Annotated in this window: 25 protein-coding genes; 8 read left to right on the top strand and 17 right to left on the bottom strand. The window is 70.0% G+C overall.

Annotated elements, in window-relative coordinates; all coding sequences use genetic code 11:
- The 8 genes from VFR64_11545 to thrC form a co-directional block, all read right to left on the bottom strand.
- Complete coding sequence (locus tag VFR64_11545) at positions 1-912, bottom strand: PfkB family carbohydrate kinase (protein HET9490376.1); 912 nt, start codon at positions 910-912, stop codon at positions 1-3.
- The gene (mtnP, locus tag VFR64_11540) at positions 905-1,816 is read right to left on the bottom strand and encodes an S-methyl-5'-thioadenosine phosphorylase (GenBank protein ID HET9490375.1); all 912 of its coding nucleotides are present in this window, start codon (positions 1,814-1,816) and stop codon (positions 905-907) included. The genes VFR64_11545 and mtnP overlap by 8 nt, the downstream gene beginning before the upstream one ends.
- Positions 1,813-3,150 carry a tRNA (N(6)-L-threonylcarbamoyladenosine(37)-C(2))-methylthiotransferase MtaB gene (mtaB, locus tag VFR64_11535; protein ID HET9490374.1) on the bottom strand — a complete coding sequence of 446 codons (1,338 nt, stop codon included), beginning with the start codon at positions 3,148-3,150 and terminating at the stop codon, positions 1,813-1,815. The genes mtnP and mtaB overlap by 4 nt, the downstream gene beginning before the upstream one ends.
- A complete protein-coding gene (gene rlmN, locus VFR64_11530) occupies positions 3,147-4,184 on the bottom strand; it encodes a 23S rRNA (adenine(2503)-C(2))-methyltransferase RlmN (GenBank protein HET9490373.1) in 1,038 nt (345 codons plus the stop codon). The genes mtaB and rlmN overlap by 4 nt, the downstream gene beginning before the upstream one ends.
- 147 nt (positions 4,185-4,331) lie before the next feature.
- Positions 4,332-5,666, bottom strand: coding sequence for a DUF4147 domain-containing protein (locus tag VFR64_11525; GenBank protein HET9490372.1), 1,335 nt, complete (start codon positions 5,664-5,666; stop codon positions 4,332-4,334).
- A gap of 16 nt (positions 5,667-5,682) precedes the next feature.
- On the bottom strand, positions 5,683-5,925 hold the full coding sequence (locus VFR64_11520) for an NIL domain-containing protein (GenBank protein HET9490371.1): 243 nt from the start codon (positions 5,923-5,925) through the stop codon (positions 5,683-5,685).
- Positions 5,926-5,937: 12 nt separating this feature from the next.
- A complete protein-coding gene (locus tag VFR64_11515; protein HET9490370.1) occupies positions 5,938-6,216 on the bottom strand; it encodes a ubiquitin-like small modifier protein 1 in 279 nt (92 codons plus the stop codon).
- Between the two features lie 11 nt (positions 6,217-6,227).
- On the bottom strand, positions 6,228-7,475 hold the full coding sequence (thrC, locus tag VFR64_11510; GenBank protein ID HET9490369.1) for a threonine synthase: 1,248 nt from the start codon (positions 7,473-7,475) through the stop codon (positions 6,228-6,230).
- A gap of 117 nt (positions 7,476-7,592) precedes the next feature.
- On the opposite strand from thrC, the gene VFR64_11505 reads away from it, so the two are divergent.
- Positions 7,593-9,494, top strand: coding sequence for a hypothetical protein (locus VFR64_11505; GenBank protein ID HET9490368.1), 1,902 nt, complete (start codon positions 7,593-7,595; stop codon positions 9,492-9,494).
- Here VFR64_11505 and VFR64_11500 read toward each other — a convergent pair.
- The 7 genes from VFR64_11500 to VFR64_11470 form a co-directional block, all read right to left on the bottom strand.
- Positions 9,484-9,894, bottom strand: a complete 411-nt coding sequence (locus tag VFR64_11500; GenBank protein ID HET9490367.1) for a heme-binding protein — start codon at positions 9,892-9,894, stop codon at positions 9,484-9,486. The two genes, VFR64_11505 and VFR64_11500, sit on opposite strands and share 11 nt — an antisense overlap.
- Positions 9,895-9,904: 10 nt before the next feature.
- On the bottom strand, positions 9,905-11,170 hold the full coding sequence (locus VFR64_11495) for an alkaline phosphatase D family protein (GenBank protein ID HET9490366.1): 1,266 nt from the start codon (positions 11,168-11,170) through the stop codon (positions 9,905-9,907).
- 91 nt (positions 11,171-11,261) lie between these two features.
- Positions 11,262-12,113, bottom strand: coding sequence for a hypothetical protein (locus VFR64_11490; GenBank protein HET9490365.1), 852 nt, complete (start codon positions 12,111-12,113; stop codon positions 11,262-11,264).
- A gap of 162 nt (positions 12,114-12,275) precedes the next feature.
- On the bottom strand, positions 12,276-13,187 hold the full coding sequence (locus VFR64_11485; GenBank protein HET9490364.1) for an SDR family NAD(P)-dependent oxidoreductase: 912 nt from the start codon (positions 13,185-13,187) through the stop codon (positions 12,276-12,278).
- A 63-nt stretch (positions 13,188-13,250) separates the two neighbouring features.
- A complete protein-coding gene (locus VFR64_11480) occupies positions 13,251-14,051 on the bottom strand; it encodes a YihY/virulence factor BrkB family protein (GenBank protein HET9490363.1) in 801 nt (266 codons plus the stop codon).
- Between the two features lie 10 nt (positions 14,052-14,061).
- On the bottom strand, positions 14,062-14,841 hold the full coding sequence (locus VFR64_11475; GenBank protein HET9490362.1) for an SDR family oxidoreductase: 780 nt from the start codon (positions 14,839-14,841) through the stop codon (positions 14,062-14,064).
- An 87-nt stretch (positions 14,842-14,928) separates the two neighbouring features.
- A complete protein-coding gene (locus VFR64_11470) occupies positions 14,929-15,783 on the bottom strand; it encodes a dienelactone hydrolase family protein (protein HET9490361.1) in 855 nt (284 codons plus the stop codon).
- A gap of 177 nt (positions 15,784-15,960) precedes the next feature.
- Here VFR64_11470 and VFR64_11465 point away from each other — a divergent pair, with 177 nt between their 5' ends.
- Positions 15,961-18,138 carry a DNA polymerase domain-containing protein gene (locus tag VFR64_11465; GenBank protein HET9490360.1) on the top strand — a complete coding sequence of 726 codons (2,178 nt, stop codon included), beginning with the start codon at positions 15,961-15,963 and terminating at the stop codon, positions 18,136-18,138.
- Positions 18,139-18,168: 30 nt separating this feature from the next.
- On the opposite strand, the gene VFR64_11460 is transcribed toward VFR64_11465, so the two are convergent.
- Complete coding sequence (locus VFR64_11460) at positions 18,169-18,507, bottom strand: RNA-binding protein (GenBank protein HET9490359.1); 339 nt, start codon at positions 18,505-18,507, stop codon at positions 18,169-18,171.
- 112 nt (positions 18,508-18,619) lie between these two features.
- Positions 18,620-19,111, bottom strand: a complete 492-nt coding sequence (locus tag VFR64_11455) for an RDD family protein (GenBank protein HET9490358.1) — start codon at positions 19,109-19,111, stop codon at positions 18,620-18,622.
- Between the two features lie 18 nt (positions 19,112-19,129).
- On the opposite strand from VFR64_11455, the gene glp reads away from it, so the two are divergent.
- The 6 genes from glp (at position 19,130) to VFR64_11425 (ending at position 25,708) form a co-directional block, all read left to right on the top strand.
- Entirely contained in the window at positions 19,130-20,335 is a 1,206-nt protein-coding gene (gene glp / locus VFR64_11450; GenBank protein ID HET9490357.1) for a gephyrin-like molybdotransferase Glp, read from the top strand.
- Positions 20,332-21,900 (top strand): TldD/PmbA family protein, encoded by a 1,569-nt coding sequence (locus VFR64_11445; GenBank protein HET9490356.1) that lies wholly within the window; start codon positions 20,332-20,334, stop codon positions 21,898-21,900. Before glp ends, VFR64_11445 begins: the two co-directional genes overlap by 4 nt.
- A gap of 1 nt (position 21,901) precedes the next feature.
- Positions 21,902-22,171 (top strand): rhodanese-like domain-containing protein, encoded by a 270-nt coding sequence (locus tag VFR64_11440; GenBank protein ID HET9490355.1) that lies wholly within the window; start codon positions 21,902-21,904, stop codon positions 22,169-22,171.
- Positions 22,172-22,302: 131 nt separating this feature from the next.
- Positions 22,303-23,862: a metallopeptidase TldD-related protein gene (locus VFR64_11435; GenBank protein HET9490354.1), complete on the top strand. Its 1,560-nt coding sequence runs from the start codon at positions 22,303-22,305 to the stop codon at positions 23,860-23,862.
- On the top strand, positions 23,862-24,779 hold the full coding sequence (locus tag VFR64_11430; GenBank protein HET9490353.1) for a transketolase: 918 nt from the start codon (positions 23,862-23,864) through the stop codon (positions 24,777-24,779). The genes VFR64_11435 and VFR64_11430 overlap by 1 nt, the downstream gene beginning before the upstream one ends.
- Before the next feature lie 2 nt (positions 24,780-24,781).
- Entirely contained in the window at positions 24,782-25,708 is a 927-nt protein-coding gene (locus VFR64_11425) for a transketolase C-terminal domain-containing protein (protein ID HET9490352.1), read from the top strand.
- Positions 25,709-25,722: the final 14 nt, after the last annotated feature.

The raw sequence follows: 25,722 nt of genomic DNA, 5'->3' as shown, positions 1-25,722 counted from the left end.
TCAGGCCTCGAGCCGCATCAGGTCCTGGAAGGCGGCGTAGCGGCTGCCGATCTCGGCCGGCGTCAGCCGCACGAGCCGGTTGAGGGAGAAGTCCTCGACGGTGAACGAGGCCATGACCGAGCCGTACACCAGCGCGCGGCGCATGGCGGCGCTGTCGGTCCGTCCCTCGGCGGCGAGATATCCCATGAACCCTCCGGCGAACGTGTCGCCGGCGCCGGTGGGATCCCACACCGACTCCAGCGGGAAAGCGGGGACGATGAAGAAGGCGCCGTCGGACACCATGAGGGCGCCGTACTCCCCCCGCTTCACCACGACGGTCTTGGGGCCCATCGCGGCGATGGTGCGGGCGGCCTTGATGAGGTTGGGCTCGCGGGCGAGCTGCCGGGCTTCGGCGTCGTTGATCGTCACGGCGTCGACCTCGGCCAGGACGCGGAGCAGCGCTTCGCGCTTGCCCTGGATCCAGAAGTTCATCGTGTCCAGAGCGACCAGGCGGGGTCGCTCGGCCATCTGGCCCAGGACGTCGAGCTGGAGCTCGGGATCGATGTTGGCCAGGAACAGGAACGGGACCCGGCGGAGATCAGGCCCCAGGGCGGGTCGGAAATCAGCCAGCACGTTGAGCTGGGTGTCCAGGGTGGTGGCGTCGTTGAGATCGTAGCCGTACTGGCCAGCCCAGCGGAAGGTCCGACCCGGGGCCGCCTGCAGCCCGGCCACGTCGATGTTCCGCTGCTCTAGCAGCCGCACGTGCTGCGCGGGGAAGTCCTGCCCGATGGGGCCCACCAGCCGCACGCGCGCGAAGAAGCTGGCCGAGTACGAGAAGTACGTGGCCGAGCCTCCCAGGACTTCCTGGACCTTACCGAACGGCGTCTCCACGGTGTCCAGCGCCACCGATCCTACGACGAGCAGCTCACCCATCACGACGCCTCGGTCCCCGCCGCCGTCTCGGCCCGGCGACGGGCGCGACGTACTTGTCGATGAGCAGGGCGACACGGCGCCGGGCCGCCGGCGGAACCGCCTTCGGGTTGGTGATGATGGCGTCGCGGAGCAGGCTCGGACAGGGACAGGTGCGCGGCGCCGTCACCATGGGGATCGCGCGGCGCAGGACGTCCTTGGCCGTGGCGACGTTCTTCAGGAGGTTCTGAACCACGGCCTCCACCGTCACCGCCTCGTGGGTGTCGTGCCAGACATCGTAATCGGTGGCCAGGGCCAGCGTCGCGTAGCAGAGCTCGGCCTCCCGGGCCAGCTTCGCCTCGGGCATGTTCGTCATGCCGATCACGTCCACGCCCCACGCCCGGTAGATTCGGGACTCCGCTCGTGTCGAGAACTGGGGCCCCTCGATGCAGATGTAGGTGCCGCCCCGGTGGACGGTGGCGCCGGCCTGCCGCGCGGCCTTCTCCAGAACCGTGGCCAGGTCGGGGCAGACGGGTTCGGCCATGCCGACGTGGGCCACGATGCCATCCCCGAAGAACGACGACACCCGGCGCCGGGTGGCGTCGAAGAACTGATCGGGAATCACCAGGTCGAGGGGCTCGATGCCCTCCCGCATGCTGCCCACGGCCGACACGGAGATCACCCACTCGACGCCCAGGGCCTTGAGCCCCCAGATGTTGGCGCGGAAGTTCAGCTCGGTGGGAATGAGCCGGTGACCCCGTCCGTGGCGGGCCAGGAATGCGACGGGATGATCGTCGAGGCGCCCGCAACAGTACTCGTCGGAGGGATCGCCGAAGGGTGTGCGCAGCCGGCGCCAGCGCACCGCCTCCAGGCCGGGAAGCTCGTAGAGGCCGCTGCCGCCGATGACGCCGACGAGCGGCCGGGTCATACGAATGCCGGGACCGCGCCGAGCGTCCCGAACGTCCGCTCCCCGGCGGCGGCGGTGACCTCGATCTCCACGAGCCGGCGGGTCACGGCATCCGGCCCGTCGAAGATCACCTCGACGTAGTTGCCGGTGAGCCCCACCAGCGCGCCCCGGCTCCGCTCGCGCCTCTCGAGCACGACCACCTCCCGCCGCCTGCCCACCAGGCTCCGACGGAAGGCCAGGCTCTTGGCCGCGCCCAGTTGCCGCAGCTCCGCGCTGCGGCCGGCAACGACCCCGGACGCCAGGTGGCCCTGCAGACTGGCGGCCTCCGTGCCCCGGCGGTCGGAATACGGGAACACGTGCAGATACGTGAAGGGTAAATCGGACACGAGGCGCATCGTCCGGGCGAAGTCGTCCTCGGTTTCGCCGGGGAACCCGGCGATGAGATCGCTGCCGAGCCCCAGGCCGGGGATGGCGACGGCCAGCGACTCGACCAGCCGCCGATACATCGCGACCGTGTAGGGCCGTCGCATGGCGCGGAGCACGGAGTCACTGCCGCTCTGCAGCGGGATGTGCAGGTGCGGAGTCACGCGGTCCGAGCCGGTAACGACCTCGACCAGCTCGGGCGTGAAGTAGGCGGGCAACAGCGAGCTCAGCCTCACCCGGCGCAGCCCGGGAATACCCACGATGGCCCGAAGCAGGGCTGCCAGGGTCGTCGTCGGAGTCAGGTCGGCGCCGTAGTGGCCCATGTCGACACCGGTCAGCACCACCTCGGCATGGCCCGCCTCGACGAGCTGCCGGATCTGATCGATCACGACGTGCGGCTCGCGGCTGCGACTGGGGCCCCGCGCCCGCGGCACGATGCAGAACGCGCAGCGGTGCTGGCAGCCCTCCTGGATCTTCACGAAGGCGCGAGAGCGGTTGCCCGGGGCCAGTGGCGCCGGCGCCAGCCCGCGCTGCCCGCCGACGTCCGAGACGTGCCGCCAGGGCCGGCGCTCCGGTGCGTCGTCGGCCAGCAGGCGCTCCACGAGTGCTGGCAAGCGGAGCTTGTCGGCGTTGCCGACGACCAGGTCGACGCCGCCGATCCGGGCTATGGCGTCGGGATCGACCTGGGCCCAGCAACCCGTGACGACGACCCGCGTGCCCGGCCCCCGGCGCACTGCCCGGCGGATGGCCTGCCGATCCGAGAGCTCGGCCCTGGCGGTGACGGTGCAGGTGTTGATGACGACGACGTCGGCCGGCTCGTGGGCCGCGACCGTCCGGAACCCTCGCGCCTCCAGCGCGGCCTGGATCTCCTGGCTGTCCACCTGGTTGAGCCGACAGCCGAGGGTGGCGAACGACACCGTGGGCGCCGTCACGCCGGCACCGGCTCGCAGAGCTGCCCGCAGGCCGCGCCCACGTCTTCGCCTTTGCTCCAGCGCACCGTGGTGGTGATGCCGGCCTCCAGCAGCGTCGATTGAAACGCGAGAATCCGCGCCAGCGGGGGACGGCGAAAGCTGCTGCCGTCCCAATCGTTGAACGGAATCAGGTTCACCTTGCCGCGGACGCCGCGGAGCAGGCGAGCCAGGGCGTGCGCGTCCTCGGGAGCGTCGTTCACGCCGTCCAGCAGGACGTATTCGAAGAACACGCGCTGGCGCGGCGCCAGCGGATAGCGGCGGACGGCGTCCATCAAAGCCGCCACGTTCCACGCCCGGTTGATCGGCATGAGCCGGGAGCGCACCTCGTCGCGCGCGGAGTGGAGCGAGACAGCGAGGTTTACCTTGAGGTTCTCGCGACCGAGCCGGTCCATGCCTGGGACCAGACCCACCGTGGACACGGTGATGCGACGGGGCGAATAGCCGAGCCCCAGTTTGGCGTCCGTCATGATGCGGATCGCTTTCACCAGGTCCGGCACATTGGCCAGCGGCTCGCCCATGCCCATGAACACCAGGTGGCTCACCCGTTGCCCGGCCTCCAATTGGCCATTGGCGGCGAGCAGCTGCCCGACGATCTCCGACGCGCTCAAGTTCCGCTCGAACCCCATGGTCCCGGTGAGACAGAACGCGCAGCCATAGCCGCAGCCGACCTGCGTCGACAGGCACAGGGTGATGCGGTCGTCGTCCGGCATGACGACGGCGGTAACCCGTCGGTCATCGGCCAGCCGGAACACGAGCTTACGGCTGCCGTCCTGGGAGAAGGTGACGCGATCGACTTCGGGCAGCGCAATCGCCGCGCGCTCGGCGAGACGGGCGCGGAAGTCCTGGGACAGATCCGTCATGGCGGCCAGGTCGGTGACGCCTTTCCGGTAGAGCCAGGTCGCCACCTGGCGACCACGGTACCGGGAGGCGCCCAGCTCGACAGCCAGATCCTCCAGCTCGAACGGGCTCATGCCGATCAGGTTCGTGCGCGACATCGCAGGCAGAATATCATCGGAAGTCGCTTGCTGCAGCGCGCCGGCCGGCAGCGGCTACCCGATGGTGGATCCTACAGCCAGTCATCCACAGTGAATGTGCTCCGGCAGTGGATAACCCTGTGATTCTTCCACCCTGCGCACCGCTTTTCAGCCACTTGGAGCGATTCGCCTATCGGATAGGCACGAGGCGTGGAGGACAAGATACAGGTCGAGCAGGTTGGTGTTGGTCGGCCCGGTCATCACCAGGTCGCCGGTGGCGCGAAGGTAGGTGTACGAGTCGTTGTCGTCGAGGGCGCGCGCAGCGTCGAGGCCGGCGTCGCGGCCGCGCAGCACGGTGCCAGGGTCGATCACGGCGCCCGCGGCGTCGGTGGGGCCGTCGGTGCCATCGGTGCCGGCCGCCAGCACGACCAGGTCGTCTTCCGGGCGCACGCTCAGCGCCGCGGCCAGGGCGAACTCCTGGCACCGGCCTCCGCGCCCGCGCCCGCGTACGGTCACCGTCGTCTCTCCACCCGCGATCAGGCAGCTTGCCGGGGGGAGGCGGCGGGCCCGCCCCACGAGATCGGCCGCGACGTCCCGCGCCTCGCCCTGTAGCTCGCGGGTCAGCACGTGCGGCTGGTAGCCGAGGGCGCGCGCCCGGGCAGCGGCGGCCTCCACGACGATCGCGTTGTTGCCGACGATCCGATTGCAGACTCGCTCGAAGAGGGGATCCCCGGGCTTGGGGGTCTCCTCGACCTCGCCACGCCGTCCGGCCTCCAGGCGCGACCGCACCGAGCGCGGCGCCTCGGCCAGCACCCCGCGTCTGGCCAGCACGTCGAGCGCGTCCGCGAACGTGGTGGGATCGGGCGCTGTCGGCCCCGAGGCGATCACGTCGAGCGGGTCGTTGATGACGTCGGACAGGATCAAGGCCAGCACAAAGGCCGGCTGCGCGGCCCGAGCCAGCTGCCCTCCTTTGAACGACGACAGGTGCTTGCGGACCGCGTTCAACTCGTTGATCGTGGCACCCGATGCCAGCAGCAGCCTGGTTACCATCTGTTTTTCCGCCAGGCTGACACCCGGCGGCGGGGCCGGCGTCAGAGCGGAGGCCCCGCCCGACACGACTAAGACGACGAGATCCGTCCCTTCCGCACTGTCGGCAAGAGCCAGCAGCCGCGCCGCCGCGGCCTGACCTCGCGCGTCGGGGACGGGATGGCCCGCCTCGACCAGCTGGACGCGGTGGGTGGCCGAGGTGTAGCCGTCCTTGACCACGACGAAGCCCTCGGCGATCCGATCGCCCAGAACGGCTTCGACGCCGCGAGCCATGGCCGCCCCCGCCTTGCCAGCGCCGAGGACGATCACCCGATCGACCGCGTCGAGATTCCACGAGCGATCTGCCAGGCTCAGTCGCGAGCCCTGTCGCTGCAGCGCGCGACCGATCAACGGCTCGACGGCACCGGCGGCCAGGCCGGCCTCCCAGATGGCGCCGGCCGCCCGGCGGCCGGTCACGAGGTGAGCGTCCGGCTCAGGGAACGATGACGTCCCGCTCGATGGGATCGACCTGCACGCCGCGCTGCCTGAGCCAGGCCACGCCCCGGTCCAGCGTCTCCTGATCAGCTTCCATCTCCAGGGCTACCCACCCGTGATCGACCTTCACTTCGGCCCGCCGGATGTTGATCAGGATGTCGAAGTTCTTCACCAGGCGATACAGGATCGGCTCCTGGACGAGGCTGGCCGGAAAGGTGAGGCGTACGCGCGTCCGGGCCATCAGCGCAACGGCTCAGCGCCCTCCGGCGATGGCGGGGACGATGGAGACGGTGTCACCGTCCTTCAGGACCGTCGTCTTGCCCTGGACGAACCGCACGTCCTCTTCGTTCACGTAGATGTTCACGAAGCGTCTCAGCTCTCCGTGCTCGTCCACCAGGCGCTCGCGCAGACCGGGAAACTGCCGCTCGAGATCGTCGACCACCTGAGCCACGGTTGCACCCTCGGCCCGGACCTCGGCGCTGCCCTTCGTGATCGACCTCAGCGGTGTGGGAATCCGTACCAGCACGGGCATCCGCGTTCCTCCTAGGTGTCCGAGGACTTGAGCTCGGCCAACGCCCGGTCGAACGCCGAGAGCGTCGGCCGGATCTTCACGTCGGTCTGCAGGCGATCGTAGAGCGGATCCGGCGTCTTGAGGCCATTGCCGGTGATGCACACCACGATCGACTGGTCGGGGCGGATCACGCCCGTCTCGATCAGCTTGCGGGTGGCGGCTACCGTGACGCCACCGGCCGTCTCGGTGAAGATGCCCTCCGTCCGGGCCAGCAACAGCATACCTTCGACGATCTCCTCGTCGCTGACATGCTCGCCGTAGCCACCGGAGTCCTTCACCGTCCGATACGCGTAGAACCCGTCCGCCGGGTTGCCGATGGCCAGCGACTTGGCGATCGTATTGGGACGTACCGGCTTGAGCACGTCCGTGTCGTTCTTGATCATGGTGACGATAGGACCGCAGCCCGCCGCCTGGGCCGCGTGCATCCGGGTGTGCACCGGGCCGTCCACGAGGCCCAGCGTCTTCAGCTCCTTGATGGCCTTGGCGATCTTCGTGATCAACGAGCCGCCGGCGCAGGGCACCACGATGTGCTCGGGCGCGCGCCAGCCCAGCTGCTCGAGGATCTCGAACCCGAACGACTTCGAGCCCTCCGAGTAGTATGGGCGGAAGTTCACGTTGACGAAGGCCCACCGGTACTTGTCGGCGATCTCCGAGCAGAGCCGGTTCACCTCGTCGTAGGTCCCCTCCACGGCGACCAGCGTGGGCTGGTAGACCAGCGTGGCCAGGATCTTGCCCTGCTCGAGATCGGCGGGGATGAAGATGTAGGACTTGAGCCGCGCCTCGGCGGCGTGGGCGGCCACCGAGTTGGCCAGGTTCCCCGTGGAGGCGCAGGCCACGGTGTCGAAGCCGAACTCGGCGGCCTTGGTGACGGCGACCGCCACCACACGGTCCTTGAAGGACCAGGTGGGGTGACAGACCGAGTCGTTCTTCACCCAGATCTCTCGACAGCCCAGCTCATCGGCCAGGTTGCGGGCACGGACCAGCGGCGTGAATCCGACGTGGTGACCGACCGCTTCCGGCCCCTCGATCGGGAGCAGATCGCGGTACCGCCACATGCTGGGCGGACCGGCGGCGATGGAATCGCGGGTGACGACGCCTTTGAGCGCCTCGTAGCGGTAGTCGACCTCGAGAGGACCGAAGCAGAACTCGCAGACGTGAAGCGGTGCCGAGGCATAGCCGCGTCCGCACTCGCGGCAGCGCAGACCTTTCAACTTCTGCATGAGCGCGTCTCCATCGGTAGGGGAATTGAGCCCCGCGTTGTACTGCACCGACAGCAAGACATTTCGAACACTTAACAACGAACCGCGCAGGAAGTCAATGCAGTATCATCCCCCTCCGTGGTCGTCGCCCGCCTGGCCGCGCCCCTGCTCCTCGTCGCGTACGGCGTGGCGTTCGCCGCGACCGCCTTCGGCCTCGAGGTTCCGGCGTTCGACGATCATCCCGGCCAGCTCTACCGGTTGTGGCACGTGATCACCCGCGGCCTGGCGCCCTGGCGGTGGAACCCCGACTGGTGGGCGGGCTACCCCGAGCTCCAGTTCTACCCACCGGGCTACTTCTACGTCGGCGCCGTCCTGCACCACGCCTCCTTCGGCCTCCTCACCGTCACCGGCGCCTACCGCGTCCTCCTCTGGATCGCGTACCTGGCGCCCGGCGTGACCTCGCTACTCCTTCTCGCGCGGCTCGCCGGCAATGCCTGGCTCGCTCTGCCCGGCGCCTTCGTGGCCCTCACGCTGTCGGCGGGCGTGCTGTCCGGCGTCGAAGGCGGCATCCACATCGGCATGCTGCCGGCCCGTCTGGGCTGGGCGCTGCTCCCACTCCTCGCGCTGGCCCTGGCTGGTTGGTCCCGGGGGGACCGCATCAATCCGGCGTCGGCGCCGCTGATCGCCGCCATCGTGCTCGTGCACCCCGCTCATGCGCCGACGGCGGTCGTCCTGCTCGTTCTCAGCGCGCTCGTCGGCGCGGCGCCCCGGCTTCGGCGACTGGGGACAGCCGCCCTCGTGCTGGCCGTGGCCGCGCTGCTCAGCGGGTTCTGGGCGTTTCCCCTGCTCGCCCGTCTCTCGTACGCGCGGGCCCTGGCCTGGGGACGACTGGCGCCGCTCGACACCCTCATGTCGACGCCGCTCCTGGCTGTCCTCCTGCTGCTCGCGGCGGTGGCGCCCTGGCTCGCCCGCTCGCCGCTCGGGGCGATGGTGAGCCGCTGGCCGTGGGTCATGATGGCCGTCGTGATCGTCCAGTCCGTCGTGGTCGACGCGGCGGGGCTGCGCTGGCTGCCGGCCGATCGGATCGCCGATGGCGCTTGGCTCGGGGTCGTCCTCGCCGCCGGCTCGTCGACGGCACGGCTCCTCGAGCGCCTGGCCGCCAGCCGCCGCGCGCCGCCCGCGCTGCTCGGCCTCGGCGCCGTCGCCCTCGCCGGCGTTCTGTCCCTGCCCGGCGCGGCACTGACGCTCTGGCCGCAGCCCGGCCAGTGGCCGTCGCTGCACGCCGTCGAGCAGGGCCTCCGCCTGAACGGGTTGTGGGCGGCGCTGCGCGAGGCTCCCCCAGGGCGGGTGCTGTTCCTGCGCTCCGCCGTGCCCCTGGTTTACGGATCCGACTGGTGGCGGCCTCACACTCATGTCACCGCGCTCACTCCGCTTCACACGGAGCGCGGCATCGTGCACGGCACCTTCACTCACCCTTCTCCGATCGCGGCCCTCGTCTATCGGGGCGACCCCGGGCGCCGGCCGATCACCGCGCTGGCCGAGCAACTGGATGGGCGAACGCTGTTCGGGCGGCCGCTGGACGCGCTGGATGCGCCGGCTATCGAGGCGTACGGCGACCGCCTCGGCGTCAGCGTGGTAGTCGGCCTCGACGAGGACATCCCACGCCTGGCCGGCCTGGACGCCGGGCTGATACGACGAGAGCAGGTCGGGCCGTTTCTGCTGTGGCAGCGCCGGGCCATCGATGTACCGATCGGGGTGGGTCCCGGCCGCTGGGAGATCAGGCCCCAGGGACGAGCCGAGGAGTGGGTGTCCGCCCGCACCAGTTACTATCCACTCTGGCGCGCCGAACGAGACGGAGTCGCCCTGCAAACGCGGCGCGGACCGCTCTGGGACCTCGAGGTTCGGCTGGCGCCGGGCAGCGGCCCGGTGACGCTCCTCTATGGCGCCGGCTGGGCCGAGCTCACCGGTGTCGCCCTCAGTGTCGCTGGCTTGGCGGCATGGTCCACGGGGCTGGTCCCACGCCGTCTCGTCAGGCGCTGAGCACCCGGGCGCCGGCCTCCGCGCACTCCTGATCCTGCTCGCCGGTACCGCCGCCGCAGCCGATGCCACCGATCACCCGCCCGTTCCTCGCGATCGGCGCTCCCCCGAGCGTGGGCAAAAGCTGCCCCTGCACGATGACGGGCATGGCCTGCCAGAAACCCCAGCCCTTGGCCCCCTGCGCAGCCATCTCGGCGGTCGGGCGCCGAAAGGCCGCCGCCGCCACGGCTTTCGCCCGCGACGTCTCCGGTGTGAAGAACCCGGTGCCATCGCCGCGCGCGCTCAGAACGAGACGTCCGGCCTCGTCGACGACGGTGACCGTCATCGGCGTGCCCAGGGCCTGGGCCTTGGCCTGAGCCGCCCGAACCGCTCGCTCTGCCATCTCCAGCGTCAGCTCGATCATGGTCGGCTCCTCAATCCGCGTGGATCCTGTGTGTGAACAGCTCTCGGCCGGTCTCATCGACGATTCGAACGGTGAGGACGCCCGGCTCGATGGCGATCTCCCCGAAGTTGTTGACGCGGCCCCGGCCGAACAACGAGTGCGGATTCAGCGCGGCATCCAGCGGCCGTGGGCGTCCCTGCGAGGCGGCCAGTGGCCCGGCGATGAACTCGTGGAACCTGAACTCCGGCGCCGGGCGGTGCCTGATGACCTCGGCGTGGTGAAGGTCGGCGGTGAGGACAACCAGGTTGCGCACACCGCGCTGGCGGAAGGTGTGTATGATGGCGTCGCGCTCCACGGCGAACCCGGTCGAATCGGCTTCGGGAACGCCCCGCACGCTGGCGTTGGACCAGGAGTCGCGGTGGGTGCGGCCGGTCGGCACCGACAGCGACACGCTGCTGACGACGACCTTCCAGACAGCCGACGAGGCGCTCACCTGGTCGATGAGCCACCGCCGCTGGGCGTCACCCAGCATGGTCTTGCCCGGACCGTCCGGCTCACGGTTGGCGCTGCGGTACTGGCGAGTGTCGAGGACGAACACTTCCAGTAGCCCACCCCACCGCAGCGCGCGATGAAGCCGCGTGGGCTCGCCGGCAGGCGGCAGGATCGGCCAGTAGTCCAGGAAGGCCTGGCGCCCCGCCGGCATGAGCGGGTCGCTGTGATCGAAGTCATTACGCACCTCGTGGTCGTCCCAGATGGCCGATACCGAGGTTCGCCTCAACAATCTGACCATGCCGGGATCACCCCGGTAATAGCGGTGCTTGGCCCGAAACCCGGCCAGCGTCGTCGCCCGGAAGTTGGCGCCCCGCGCGACGGCCGGCCCCCGGCACAGATGGTCCGCGTAGATCGTATCCCCCACGAACAGGAAGAAGTCCGGGCGGCGCCTCGCCATGGCGTCGAAGATCGGGTGGCTGCCTTCGCGCGGCCGACAGACCCCACCGCCACCGAGATCGCCGCTCCACACGAACCGGACCGGTATGGGCGAATCGTCCGGCGGCGCCGTGACGAACTCGCCGCCGACCTCGGCGGCACCGGCGCGGACACGATAGCGGTAGCGCGTGGCCGGACGCAGGCCCGACAGGCGCGTCTTCGCCGTCCAGTCCCCGGCCCGCCTCACGTCGAGCTCGACGGTGCTCGCCGGTCCCACGCCCGCGGGGCCGTACGCGGCGGTGACCCCACCGTCGGCCACGCCGCGCGCCCACAGCACCGCCGTCGACGAGGTCACGTCACCGACTGCCACCAGCAGGGGCTCGGCGGCCGCGGCGACGGGTGCGCCGAGGCCCAGGATCAGGACGGAGGCGACGAGGCGGACGGGGAACCGGCGATGCCGATCAGTGCACAACGGAGCGGAGGTGGGCGAGAACCTCGCTCTCGAATTCCTCCAGCCGCTGCCCGAACGCCTGCTCGAAGTTCGCCCGGCGGTCCTGGTTCCGGCTGAACGCGCGGAAGTAGGCGGTCACCCGGTTGAACCCCTCGCGCTGGATCAGATAGTCGGCCATCAAGTACGCCAACTGGTATGTCGGCAGCGAGCCCTCACGGCGGTGGCGCAGGGTGAAGCCGCGAGGGGAGCCGAGCGTCTCCAGATCCAGGCGGGCGGCGGCCAGCGCGGCGTGGCTGCGCACGCCCAGCCGGGCGGCGACGCGGCGCTTGCTCATCGCATCGAGCCCCAACCGCTCCAGCACGGCGAAGGCGACCCATTCGGCCATGCCCTCGGCCAGCCACTGGTCGGCGCGCCCCTCGCCTTCGGCCAGCTCGATCTGGCAGACGTGGGCCATCTCGTGCGCGATCAGGCGTAGCCACTCGCGGCCTTGGCGGTCCGCGCCCTCGTCATTGAGCAGCAGCTGACGCCGCTTGCCCACCCCGATGGCGAAGTCGCTGAGCTCGGCCGCCCGCAGAGGAGAGACGTGGGCATCCTGGATGAGGCCTCGCTCGAAGACCTTTCGTGAGCCGTAGACGTACACCGTGACCTGTTCGGGCACCGGAAGCTCGAGATCGTGGCGGAGGATGGCGGCGATGCCGCGCACGGCGCGCTCGGGATCGATGAGCTCGCGCGCATCACTGGGTAGGGCCAGCGTTCCCGTCTCGATCGACACCGGCACCACCAGGCGCCCGCTGCCGCAGCCGGACACGGCAACGAGCGTGATCAGCGCGAGATACTGTAGGCGGCGCGTCAGAAACTGCATTTCTTACGTCGGTGGATTGTTGCATGGAGTGCCGAGAAGTGGAAGTAAATTTCCTCTCCCTTGTGAGAATTGCACATGTGCACGCACGGCGACACCCGATGCCGCGGTCGCCCGGTCCCCGGCAATAACTAGTGCGGGCGACTTAGCCCGGCGCTGGCTTGCCTAGACAAGCGGGTCGTAGTTGAAGTACTGCGCGGACGTGTCCAGAGGCGCCAGGTGGTGCTGGAGGGTGCCGGAAAACATCTCGGCCAGGCGCTCCACCGTCCAGCCTTCGGCGTGGTGGATGCGCATCACCGGGCGCATGGGGCCGAACAGCATGATCTCCTTGCCACGCACTCCCAGCACCTGGCCGGTGACGTCCTTGGCGTGGTCGGAGGCCAGGAAGGCGACGACCGGCGCGATGTGCGCCGGCGAGAGCTTCTTGATCTTCTCCACGCGGGCGCGCTGCGCCTCCGTCTCGGTGGGGATCGTTCCGATCATGCGCGTCCAGGCGAAGGGCGAGATGCAGTTGGCGGTGACGTTGTAACGGGCCATGTCGAGCGCCACGACCTTGGTGAGGCCCACGATCCCCATCTTGGCGGCGGCGTAGTTGGCCTGCCCGACGTTGCCCACCAGTCCCGACGTGGAGGTCATGTTGATGAAGCGGCCCGACCGCCGCTCGCGCATGAACGGCGCCGCCGCCCGGGTCACGGCGAACGTGCCCTTGAGGTGCGTGTCGATGACGGCGTCCCACTCCTCCTCGCTCATGTTGAAGACCATGCGATCGCGGAGGATACCGGCGTTGTTGACCACGATGTCGACGTGCCCGAAGGCGTCGATGGCGGTCTGGACGATGCGTTGGCCGCCGGCCATGGTGGCCACGGAGTCGTAGCTCGCGGCGGCCCGTCCCCCGGCGGCCTTGATGGCGCCCACTACCTCGTCAGCCGGGCTTCCCGAGTCCCCCTGGCCCGTTTCCGATCCGCCGTAGTCGTTGACCACCACCTGGGCGCCCAGCCGGGCCAGGTGCAAGGCGATCTCTCGCCCGATGCCGCGGCCGGCTCCCGTCACCACCGCCACCTTGTCCTTGAGGATCATGTCCGCCCCCCGGCCTGTGCTGGAGAAACGCCGCAGACAATAGCACAGGATTCCACGACGGTTTCAGCGCTTGCGGGCATCCAGGACGGCCACGTAGGCCGCTCCGAACACGAACACGACGGCCGAGTAGTAGACGAACATCACGAACGCCACCAGCACGGTGAGCGCCCCGTAGATCTGCGCGTAGAGGCCGATTCGCAAGATATAGATGCGGAAGAGCTGCTTGGCGATCTCCCACAACAGCGCGGCGAAGAACGCCCCGGCCAGGGCGGGCCCCGCGCGCACCCGGCGCGCAGGCACGTAGCGGTAACCGAAATAGAACATCGCCGTCGACACGGCCACGCTGAGGGCGATACCCAGGGTCTGCACCCAGACCAACGGCAGCTCCCGGGGCTCGAGCACCAGCTCGTAGAACCACTGGGCGAGCCACGTCGCGACCGTGGTGGCGAACAGCAGCACACTGAGGAGCAGCACCATGACCGCGTCCACCAGGAGATTGCTCACCAGGCCGCGTCCACCCCGCACCCCGAGCAGCCGATGCAGAACGAGCCGCGTCGCGGCGAAGAGCGAGGTGGAGAACAGCACCAGGATCGCCGTCCCCACCAGCCCGGACACGTTGCGCGTCTGGGCGATCCGCGTCAGCACCCGGGTGATCTCGATCTTGTAGACGGGAAAGTTCCGCGCCAGCTGTCCCACCACCTCCTCGGCGGCCTGTTCCGTGGACAGCACGAACCCGACGAGCGACACACCCAGGAGAACGAGGGGAATCAGACAGATCAGAAAGAAGAACGCCAGGCCGGCCGCCAGAAAGAACCCGTCGTGAGCAAAGAACCGGGAGAGGGCGCCCCGCAGGCCGCCAAGCACGGCCGGCCTGTCAGAAGAGCCCGCGCACGAGTCCGCCGTCGACCTGGATGGCCACGCCCGTCACGTACGACGCCCGCTCGGAAGCCAGGAAGACCACCACGTTGGCGAACTCCTCCGACGTGCCGATTCGCCGGAGGGGGATCTCGGTGCTGGACCGGGCCACGTAGGCGTCGGTGGGGAGCCCCGCTTGCTTCGCCCCACTCAGAAAGCGCTCGGTCATGATTCGGCCGGGACACACCACGTTGATCGTGATGTTGTCCTTGCCGAGCTCCGGCGCCAGGCTCTTGACGAGCCCGGCCACGCCGGGCCGTACGGCGTTGGACAGCAACAAGCCCTCCACCGGCTGTTTGACCGAGACCGACTGGATGGTGAGGATGCGCCCCCACTGCCGCTCGCGCATCGAGGGCAGGACCTCGCGGATCAGCCGGACGACCGAAAGCACCGAAACATCGAAGGCGCCGTACCACTGCTCGTCCGTCATCTCCGTGAGCCCGCCTCGAGGGGGGCCACCGCAGTTGGCGACCAGCACGTCGACGCCGCCGTAACGCTCGCGGGTGTGGGCGGCCAGCGACTTCACGTCCGCCGCCCTGGTGACGTCGGCCACCATCGCCTGCACCTGGGCGCCGGTCCGCGTTCGGATGTCCGCGGCGGCCGCCTGTAGCTCGGCTTCGTTCCGGGCGCACATCATGACCTTCGCCCCTTCGGCGGCGAAGCCCAGGGCGCAGGCGCGCCCCATCCCCTTGCTCGCCGCCGTCACCAGCGCGATCTTGTCCTTGAGTCCTAGATCCATAGTGCGGCTTTTGAACAGGGCACGGGCCCCCGGGCTTCGCCCCCGTGCCCCGCCGGAAACACCCGCGGCGTCACGTCCCCCACCCGATCAGCGTCCCGCTCCTGCGCGTATCAAATGATAGCCGAAGAACTCGGCGACACGGCGATGGGCGTCGGCGTCGGCGACGGCGTCGTAGCCGACGGTGGCCCCACAACACTCGCCGGGTTTGTTGCGGTTCGCGACCTCCGCCAGGTAGGCCCGCGCCTGGCCCTCGACGTCGAAGTAGTGGACCGCGCCCGGGTAGAGGACGATGGAGACGTCGGCGCCACGCCGCTTCATCGAATCGACCATCTCCCGACACGGGCCGGGCACCGTCCAGTCGTCGGCGCCGCCCAGCAGGACGAGCAGCGGCCGCACGGCCACCTCGTGCACCAGCGAATAGCAGCCCCCGGGATAGAACGCCACCGCCGCCGCGACTCCGGGCTCGGGCACGGCCACTCCTCGGCGCCGGGCCCGCTCGAGGCTGGGCCCGTTGACGAGGGCCATGGCGAACACGCCGCCGTTGGACCAGCCCACCACGCCGATCCGCTCGCGGGCCACGTCGGGCCGCGCCTGTAACCAGCGCACGGCGCCGATCGCGTCGTCGAACCGTTCGGAGCTTGGCAGGTCGGGGGAGGTCGGCAGGCACCCGTCGGCGATGCCTCGCGGCGCCCAACTGTCCACCACGAGCGCGACGTAGCCCCGGTCGCGGAACCAGCGGCCCCACGCCTGCGTGGACGCCGACACGCCGTGGCAGCCATGCAACAGCACCATCGCCGGGAACGGACCGTCTCCGGCCGGGCGCCACAGCCAGGCGGGGACCTGGCGCGGCGCGGCCGGGGTGGCGTTGGGAAAATGAACGGGCCGGGCGGCGCAGCCGGCCAGCGAGAGCACCGCCAGCGCACACGCCGCGGCTCGCCGCATGGCGTTGAGGATACAACGGCTCCCGGGTAGAATGCGTGACGTGAGCGAGGCCGTTCGCGCGCGGGCCGCGATCCTGGACGGCGCGCGCTGCTGACGCTCGAACGCACGCCGCTCCTGTTCGGGTGGGATCCGACCGGGGGTATCGTCGCCTGTCGCCTCGATCCCGACGGTGTCACCATGTGCGTCTGGCGCCGCGTGAACGGTGCCCTCACCACCGAAGCCGAGCCCTTCACCCCCTTCCTGCTGATCGCCGAGCCGGATCTCGTCCGTGACGCCGCCGGACTGGTCGGCGTGGAACGGCTGGCCGGGGCGGGAAGTCTGCGGTGGCTGGCGCGCCTGCGAACCTGGAGCGACGCCCTGGCCGCACGGGAGGTATGCCGCGAGCGGACCGGGCTGGCTCCGAACGCGCCGACGGCGCCGTATCGCTTTCTTCCCGACCCCGTGCATCAGTACCTGCTGCTGAGCGGGCGGACGTTCTTCGGCGGGCTCGGCTTCGCCGACCTCCGGCGCCTGGCCCTCGACATCGAGGTGCTCACCGGCGACGGCTTCGACTTTCCGAGCCCGTTTCGGCCGACGGATCGCGTGATCGCCGTCGCGCTCGCCGATACCAGCGGCTTCCGTCACGTCATCCGGGGCGATCGGATGGAGGAGCGCGATCTCCTGGAGGAATGCGGACGGATGATCCGGGCGCGCGATCCCGACGTGATCGAGGGCCACAACATCTTCCGCTTCGACCTCGAATATCTGGAGATGCGGGCCCGACGCTGGGGGTTGACGCTGGCCTGGGGCCGCGACGGCAGTGCGCTGGCCGGCCGCCCCGCGCGCCTGCAGATCGCCGAGCGCGCCCTCGGCTACCGGCGCTACCAGGCGGCCGGACGCCACATCGTGGACACCTGGATCCTGGCCCATCTACACGACGTCGCGACACGGGATCTGCCCTCGTTCGGGTTGAAGGACATCGCCCGTCACCTGGGCGTGGCCGCGCCGGATCGAACCTACGTCGACCCCGCGACGATCTCTCGCGAGTTCCACCAGCATCCCGACCGCCTCATGGCCTACGCGCTCGACGACGCCATCGAGACGCTTGGCGTGTCTAGTCTTCTCGCCCCCCCGTACTTCGCGCAGGCTCAGGTCGTGCCCTTCGACTTGCAGTCGACGACGCTGCGCGGGCCGGCGGCCAAGATCGACGCCCTCATGCTGCGCGAGTACCTGCATCGGCGGCACGCGATTCCCCTGCCCCGGCCCGGCGCCCTGGTGAGCGGAGCGCTGGTCGCCCTGTTCCAGCAGGGCGTCGCCCGCCCGGTGCTCCACGTGGATGTCACCTCGCTCTACCCGTCGCTCATGCTGGCCCGGAACATCGCGCCCGCCGGCGACGAGCTCGGAGTCTTCCTGGAGCTGCTGGGACGCCTGCGGACGTTCCGGGTGGCGGCCAAGCGTCTGAGCCGCGAGGCGCCCGAGCACGAGCGCGCGCACCTCAGCGCTCTGCAGCAGGCCTTCAAGCTGCTGATCAACGCCTTCTACGGCTACCTGGCGTTCGGCGGCGGCCACTTCAACGACTACGCCGCAGCCGACCGGGTCACGACCGAGGGCCGCGCTGTCGTGAGCGCGCTCATCGATGGACTCGGTGTCCTGGGCGCCACCGTGCTGGAGGCCGACACCGACGGCGTGTACTTCGTGCCACCCGCAACCCACTGCCCCGCGGATGACGATCGCCTCGTCGATCGCATCACCGAAGGGCTGCCGCCCGGGATCCAGGTGGAGCTGGACGGACGGTTCCGGGCGATGTTGAGCTACAAGCTCAAGACCTACGCGCTCCTCGACGAGCAGGGCCGGGTGAGCCTCCGCGGCTCGGCCTTCCGTTCACGCGTCCTGGAGCCCTTTCAGCGGCAGCTGATCGAGCAGGTCGTGCGACTGCTGCTCACCGGGAGACGGATGGAGGTGAAGGCCGAGGTGGACCGCTGGATGGCCGATTTCGCAGCCCGGCGCGTGCCCGCCCGGCTCTTCGCCCGGACGGAGACCCTGGGAGAGACGCTGGAGGTCTATCGGCAGCGCCTGCAGGCCGGCGCCCGCAGCCCCTCGGCGGCCTACGAGCTGGCGGAGCGCTCGGGCCGGGCCTGGCAGCCCGGCGATCAGGTGTCGTACTACGTGGCCGGACGCGGGGCAAGCGTCGCCGTCAACGAGTGCGCGCGATTGCTGAGCGCCTGGGACCCGGCGCGCCCCGATGAAAATACCGAGTTTTACCAGGCCAAACTCCAGGAGATCTGGGAGCGCTTCCGCGCGTTCATCGACCACGAGGGGCTCCGGCCGCCAGGCCCGGAGGAACCGGAGCCCTCCGCGCAGCTCACGCTCTTCTGAATCGGCCCCGCGACGGCCGGGGCCTGCCGGTCAGCGGCGCCAGCCGCCTCCAGGACCGCCGCCTCCGGGCCGCGGACCGCGCGCCCCGCGGTCTCCGCCACCCCCCCCGGGACCCCGCTGAGGCTGGGGACGGGCTTCGTCGACGACGAGGTTGCGGTCACGGAAGAGCCGGCCATTCAGCATCTCGATGGCTTTGGTGGCTTCCTCCTTCGTGGCCATCTCCACGAAGCCAAACCCCCGGGGCCGCCCGGTGAACTGATCCGTGATGATACGGACGGTTTCGACGGTTCCGGCCTGGGCGAACAGCTCGCGGAGGTCCTCTTCAGTGGCCTGAAAGGAGAGGTTGCCGACGAACAGCTTTGCGGGCATGCCCCGAAACCTCCTGCCCTAGAACAGCGGCGCGCTAAGGGTGCACCTACACCCTGCTCCCTATCCCGTGGCCCCAAAGATAGTGACAGGAGGCAACGCCTGTCAAGGTCGGTCAGGGGGTGCTGGCGGTGGACTCCTCCACCGGGGCGGGGCCACGGGGGCGGCGCGTCCCGGTGCGCTCGACACGGCTGCCAGCGATGAGATCGTGCAGCGCGCGCTTGTCGCGCCGAAGCCCGGCCATGATGAAGCCGAACCCCAACGGCAGCAGCGAGAGGAACAGGGCGAACCAGCGCAGCAGCGCCGCGCCGAACGGCAGCCGCTCGCCGTCCACGCCGACAACCCGGACACCGACGGCGAGCTTGCCCAGCGTCTGCCCATCGAGGGCGTGCAGCACGGTGGTGTAGAGCGCCGTGAAGAACAGGCTGAAGAAACCGAGCGTCGATTGGAAGAAGGGCGAGTCGTCGACGTCCTGGGCGCCGAGGCCGGTCGCCACGATATCCAGCGAGAGTCGGACCAGCGACCAGACCAGCATGTCGATCACGAGGGCGACGGCGCGGATCCAGAACCCGGCGGGCGGGGCGGGGCCGGAAGGCAGCCCGTTCACGACGTGTATAATAACGGCATGATTTCGGTGGGGGATGGGCAAACTCGCATCCTCGCCCGAGTCAGAGAACGCACGGCTCCCGAGCTCCTGCCTCTCACCGACGCCCGCGGTCGCGTCCTGTGGGAAGCCGTGCGGGCCACCTTCGACGTCCCGCCCACCGACAACTCCGCCGTCGACGGGTACGCGGTGTCCAGCGCCGACCTCCCGACCAGCGGAACCCGCGAGCTGACCGTCGTGGGCGATCTGCAGGCCGGCGACGTGTTCACCGGCTCCCTGCGGTCCGGCCAGGCCATCCGCATCATGACGGGGGCGCCGATGCCCGCGGGCGCCGACACCGTCTATCCGCAGGAGAACGTCGAGCGCGTCGGCGACCGCGTCCGCGTGCCGCCCATCGCCAAGGCGGCCAATGTTCGGTTCCGTGGCGAGGACGTGCAGACGGGCAGCGTGGTGATCGAGTCGGGAAGCGTCCTTCGCCCGCAGGAGCTCGGACTGCTCGCCTCGTTGGGGCTGAGCCAGGTGCTGGTGGCCCAGCGTCCGCGCGTGGCGCTGCTGTCGACCGGCGACGAGGTCGCCGAGCCGGGAACCCCCCGCAAGCCGGGCCAGATCTACGATGCCAACCGCTTCACGCTGCGGGCGCTGGCCGAGCAGTGCGGGGCCGTCGTCACCGACCTCGGCATCGTGCCCGACCACCGCGACGAGCTGCAGGCGCGCCTGCGGCAGGCGGCCGCCAGCGCCCACGTCGTCGTCACCTCGGGCGGGGTCTCGGTGGGCGTCTACGATCTCGTCAAGGAGGTCCTGGCCGAGATCGGCGGCATCGACTTCTGGCAGGTCGCCATGCAGCCGGGCCGCCCGCTGGCCGTGGGCCGAATCGGTCAGGCGCACTTCTTCGGCCTGCCGGGAAACCCGGTGGCGTCCATGCTGGCCTTCCTGCTCTTCGCGCGACCCGTCCTCTATGCCCTGGCCGGTCGGCGCCGCATCCTGCCCGAGTTGTGGTCGGCGCGCGCCCAGGAGCCCATGCGCAAGAAGCAGGGTCGTCGCGAGTTCAAGCGCGGGATCCTCCGCTTCGAGGCCGGAGAGTGGCGCGTTCGAACCACCGGCCCGCAGGGATCGGGCATCCTGAGCTCGATGGTCGCCGGCAACTGTCTCATCGTGCTGGAGGAGGAACGCGGCGACGTGGCCGCCGGTGAGGAGGTGCTCGTGGAACCCCTGGGAGGCGAGGCGTGACGGTGACGCGCGTCTCGGTCGAGGTCATCGAGGGCCTCAAGCCGATGATCCGTGACGTCCTCCGCGACACCGCCGGTCGCCTTCCCCATCTCACGTACGCCGACCTGCGCCTGGAAGCCGTGGAGGCCAAGGGGGCGGCCGCCGAGAACGGGGCCAGCCGCTTCTCCGGCGACGACTACGCGCTGTCCCTGGGGGTCCGCGTCCTCGCCGGCGACCGCGCGGTCGCCGCCGGCTACGTCGGCCTGAGCCTGGGCGCCAGCGATCTGCCTCGCCTGGACCAGATCATTCGCGAGGCGATTCGCCAGGCCTGGCGCCGCGCCACCCTCAACGCCGAGATGAAGGCGGATGCCCGGGGCAAGTTCGGCGCCCTCGGTGAGGCGCTGGCCAACACGCGGCTGCATGCGACCGACGTGTGCGTGGACACCGTGCCCGCGGTCTATCAGGTCGACCCCCGAACGGTCCCCCTGGCCGACATGGTCCGCCTCGCCACCGAGCTATCGCGGGAGGTCGCGGCCCTCGACGCCCGCATCCACCACAATTACGTGGGCGTGCTCACGCAGCTCTCCCGCGAGCTGTTCGCCTCGACGGAAGGCGCCCTGATCGATCAAGCGTTCGCGCTGACGCAAGGCGGGTGCGCCGTAGTGGCCGGCAGCGGTACGGTCAACCAGGACCTCTACGACGTGATGGGGCACCAGCGCGGCTGGGAGATCGTGGCCGGCGGGGTGGGTGAGCCGATGATGCGCTTTCCGCCGCTCCGCGACTTCGTGCTGGCTCTGGCCCGCGAGGCCGCGGCGCTGGCCGAGGCGCCGGTCCTGCCGACCTCCGATCGTGAGGTGGTCGTCGTCACGGATCCTCACTACAACACCCTGGTCTCCCACGAGATCGTCGGGCACCCGGTCGAGCTCGATCGGGCCCTCAAGATGGAGACGGCCTACGCCGGCCGCTCCTGGCTGCTGCGCAGTCTGGACGAGCACCAGCTCGGCAAGCCGGTGGCCTCACCGCTGGTGACCGCGTATTCCGATCCCGGACTGCCCGGCTACGGTCACTACCGCTACGATCACGAGGGGACGCCGGCCCGCCGCGTCGTGCACATCGATCGCGGCATTTTCACGGGCTTCATGAACAGCCGGCAGACGGCGGCGGTCTTCGGAGGGGCGCCCAACGGTCACTACAAGGCCACCGACGCCGCCCTGGTGCCCCTCGTCCGTATGTCGAACACGGTCTTCGCCGGCGGCGACCGCGATCCCCGAGACATCGTGGCCGAAGTGGACCGGGGGTTCTACCTGGCCGGGCACCGCACGCCCTCGATCGCGGAGAGTCGGGAGAATTTCCGGATCTCGGCCCGCACGGTCTACGAGATCCGCAACGGCCAGCTCGGCCGGCTCTACCGCGATGGCGGCATCGCCGCCGACACCCGCGATTACCTCATGAACGTGGACGCGGTGGGCTCGGACTTCCTGCTCTATCCGATCCCCAATTGCGGCAAGGGCCAGCCGATGCAGACCAAGAAGCTCGGCAACGGCGGGCCCACGATCCGCAGCCGGGCCCGCGTCGTCGGGGGCTGAGGTGCGGGCCCTACTGACGTTCGTGGTCATAGCCGTCCTGCTCCTGGGCTCCGCCGCGCCGGCGGCCCCACCCAACTACCCGGTGGCCTTCATCGGGGTGGACGCGTTGAAGCGGCTGGTGGACGGCGGCACCGCCGTGACCATCGTCGACGTGCGCACGCCGCCCGAGTATGAGCAGCTGCACATCAAGGGCGCGCGCTCGATTCCGCTGCGCGCCCTGCCCGGGCGGCTCCGCGAGGTCCCCCGGACTCAGCTGGTCGTCTTCTATTGAACCTGCCCCCACGCGCTGGCCCGGGGGGCCAGCGACATCGTGTATGCGCGCGGCTGGCGCAACCACAAGGTTCTCGACGAAGGCTTGCCGGGCTGGGCCCAGAAGGGTTACCCGACCGAAGGTCAGCGGCGGTGATCGAGACCAGTGACCTCGCCCGAGCCGTCGGCGCCGCGCTGGCATTCGCGCACGCCCAGCCAGGCGTCCGCGAGGTCGAGGCGTTCGCGGCTGCCAACACCGCGCTCCTCACGCGTCTCTGCTACACCTCCCATATCCCCTGCAACGGCGTGGAGGAGCCCAAGTCCTCGCAGGCGTGGGGCCTGGGCCTGCAGGTGGTCTTCGATGGGCCGGACGGCCCGTGGCTGGGGTTCGGTGCCGAGCCGGCCGACCTCTCGCAGCGCGGCGTAGAGCGGGCCTTCGCGAAGGCTCGCGCCGCCGCCATCCGCGATCCCGAGTTCGTCTCGCTGCCACGGCCGCGCCCGGAGAGACGCAGCCTCCGCGACTATCACGACCCGCGCCTCATGGGCCTGGACGACGCGCGGCTGGTCGAGGCCGGCTGGAGCGTCATCCACGGCGCGCTCAGGACGTTTCTCGCCTCCTCGCGCCTGGCCGACCTGGCCACCAGCGAAGCGGGACTGCGAGCGCTCGGCCTGATCCTGGGAGGCGATGTGACGATCCTGCAGGAACGCATGGCCATCGCCTCCACCGCGATGCCCGAGACGCAGACCGACGAGTCGACGCTCCTCACCGCGTTCGTGACCGGGATGGTGGAGGCCCGGCAGGCCAAGGGGTCGGGCTGGTCCACGGGGACGCGGCTCGATCACTTCACCGACGAAGCGGGGGTGGAAGCCGCCCAGAACGCCACCGCCGCGGTGGGCGGCCATCGCGTCCGCTCCGGGACGTACACGATGATCCTCGGCCGCCAGCCGGTCACGGATCTTCTGAACAACCTCGTCGTCCCGGCCTGCAGCGCGAGCGCGTTCTATTCCTCTAGCACGCCGTTTCTGGGCAAGCTGGGCCGCCGGGTCGCCTCGCCGTCGCTCACGATCTACGACGACGGGGCCCGGCCCGGGCTCATGGGCTCCAAAGGGATCACCTGCGAAGGTCTGCCGACCGGCCGCACCGACCTGATCCGTGACGGCCTCCTCGTCGGGTGTCTGTCCAACTGGTACGAGACCCGGCGGCTTCTCCGCGATGCCGGCCTGGCGTCAAAACTGGGCGCCAGCGGCGCGCCGGCCGAGGCGGCGCTGGTGCCCCGCAACGGCTTCCGATTCGGGGACGGCGGGGGCCGTCAGTTCGACAGCCAGCCGTCCATCGCCGCCTCGAACGTGATCCTCGAGGGCAGCGAGCCGATGAGCTCGGCCGACTTGCTCCAGCACGTGAACGACGGGCTGTACATCGGTCGCATCTGGTACACCTACCCGATCAACGGGCTGTCGGCCGGCGATTTCACCTGCACCGTCGTGGGCGATTCGTATATCATCCGCGACGGCCGCATCGAGGCGCCGCTCCGGCCCAACACCGTGCGGATCAACGACAACATCGCGAACGTGCTGAACAACATCGTCGGCATCACCAAGGACGTGAAGGGGACGATCGTGTGGGCCGCCGACGAGGTCGTCTACGCGCCCGAAGTGGCCGTGCGTGGTGTCCGGGTCGAGGAGATCGCGGGCTTCATGGAGGAGCTGACCTGATGGCCGATATCGCCCGCCTGGAGACGATCGCCCGCGACTGCCGGGTCCAGATCATCCGCATGCTGACGCACGCGGGCTCCGGGCACCCCGGGGGCTCGTTGTCGGTGATCGATCTCATCACCATTCTGCTGTTCGCGCGCATGCGCCACGATCCCCACCGCCCGACCTGGGCCGATCGCGATCGCCTGGTGCTGTCCAAGGGGCACGCCGTACCCGCGCTCTACGCGGCGATGGCGCGGGCAGGCTATTTTCCCGAGGAGCGCCTGGTGACGCTACGCAAGCTGGGGAGCCCGCTGCAGGGTCATCCCGACCGCACGCTTTTACCGGGCATCGAGGCGGCGACCGGCTCGCTGGGCCAGGGACTCTCCATCGCCGTCGGCATGGCGCTGGGGTTGCGCCTGGCCCGGTCGTCGGCACGCGTGTACTGCATCCTGGGCGACGGCGAGATCCAGGAAGGCCAGGTGTGGGAGGCCGCCCTGGCCGCGCCGCAGCTCGGTCAGCCGGAGTTCGGCCTCGAGAACCTGACCGTCATCGTGGACTACAACAAGATCCAGCTCGACGATTTCGTGGCCAGGATCCTAGACCTGGAGCCGCTGGCCGCGAAGTGGCAGGCCTTCGGCTGGCCGGTGCTGGAGATCGACGGGCACAAGATGGCCGAGATCGACAGGGCCCTCGACCAGGCCGAGGCTACTCGCGACAAGCCCTGCTTCATCGTGGCCCACACCGTCAAAGGCAAGGGCGTGTCGTTCATGGAGAACAACCCCGAGTGGCACGGCAAGGCTCCCAAGCCGGCCGAGGCCATCGCGGCCATCCGCGAGATCCTGGGCGTGCCCGAGGCGGCCTGGGCCGAGCACCTCGCCCGGGACGCCGGCGCCCGGAGCCTCGTCGACGAGCTCCGGGCCCTCGAGCGGAGGTGACGGTGCCGGCCAAGGCCACGCGCGCGGCATTCGGGGAAGCCCTGCTCGAGCTCGCGGAGCGCCGTCCGCGTATCGTCACCCTGGACGCCGACCTGTCGAAGTCCACGATGACCGTCGGATTCGCCAAGAAGCATCCGGGACGGGCCTTCAATCTCGGCATCGCCGAGCAGAACATGATCGGGATCGGGGCGGGCTTGGCCCTGGCCGGCTGGATCCCCTTCGTGTGCTCCTTCGCCTGTTTCCTGGTGGGCCGCTTCGAAACGATCCGGATGTCGGTCGCCTACACCAACGCCAACGTCAAGCTCGTCGGCACGCATGCCGGGATCGCCATCGGCGAGGACGGCTACAGCCAGATGGGGCTCGAGGATGTGGCCTGCCTGCGGGCACTGCCGAACATTCCCATCGTGCAGCCGGCCGACGAGCTGGAGACCAAGCAGGCCGTCGCCTACGCCGTGGAGCACGAGGGCCCGCTCTACCTGCGGCTCACCCGCCAGAGCGTCGAGCCGGTCTGCCCGCCCGACTATCGCTTCGCGCTGGGACGCTGGCCCGTGCTCAGGCCCGGGCACGATGTCACCATCGTCGGCTCCGGGGGACCGCTCGTCAACTGCGTGCAGGCCGCGACGCTGCTCGCCGCCGAGGGCATCTCGGCCGAGGTCGTCAACGCCTCCACCATCAAGCCGGTGGACGAGGAGCTGCTGCTGACCTCGGCGGGCCGCACGGGACACGTGGTCACCGTCGAGGACCACGCGATCGCCGGCGGCCTCGGGGGCGCCGTCGCCGAGCTTCTGGGCGAGGCACTGCTCACGCCGCTCCTGCGCCTCGGCGTGCGAGGATTCGGGGAGTCCGGCGACCCGCAGCGACTCTACGCCAAGCACGGCCTCGACGCCGCCGGCATCGCGGGCAGCGTCAGAAAGTTCCTCAACCGTTAGCGTTCCCGCAGTGC

The organism is Candidatus Methylomirabilota bacterium (assembly GCA_035709005.1).
Classification (GTDB): Bacteria; Methylomirabilota; Methylomirabilia; order Rokubacteriales; family CSP1-6; genus 40CM-4-69-5.
Note: the sequence above shows the minus strand (reverse complement) of the source record. Positions and strands in the feature narration are given on the sequence as shown.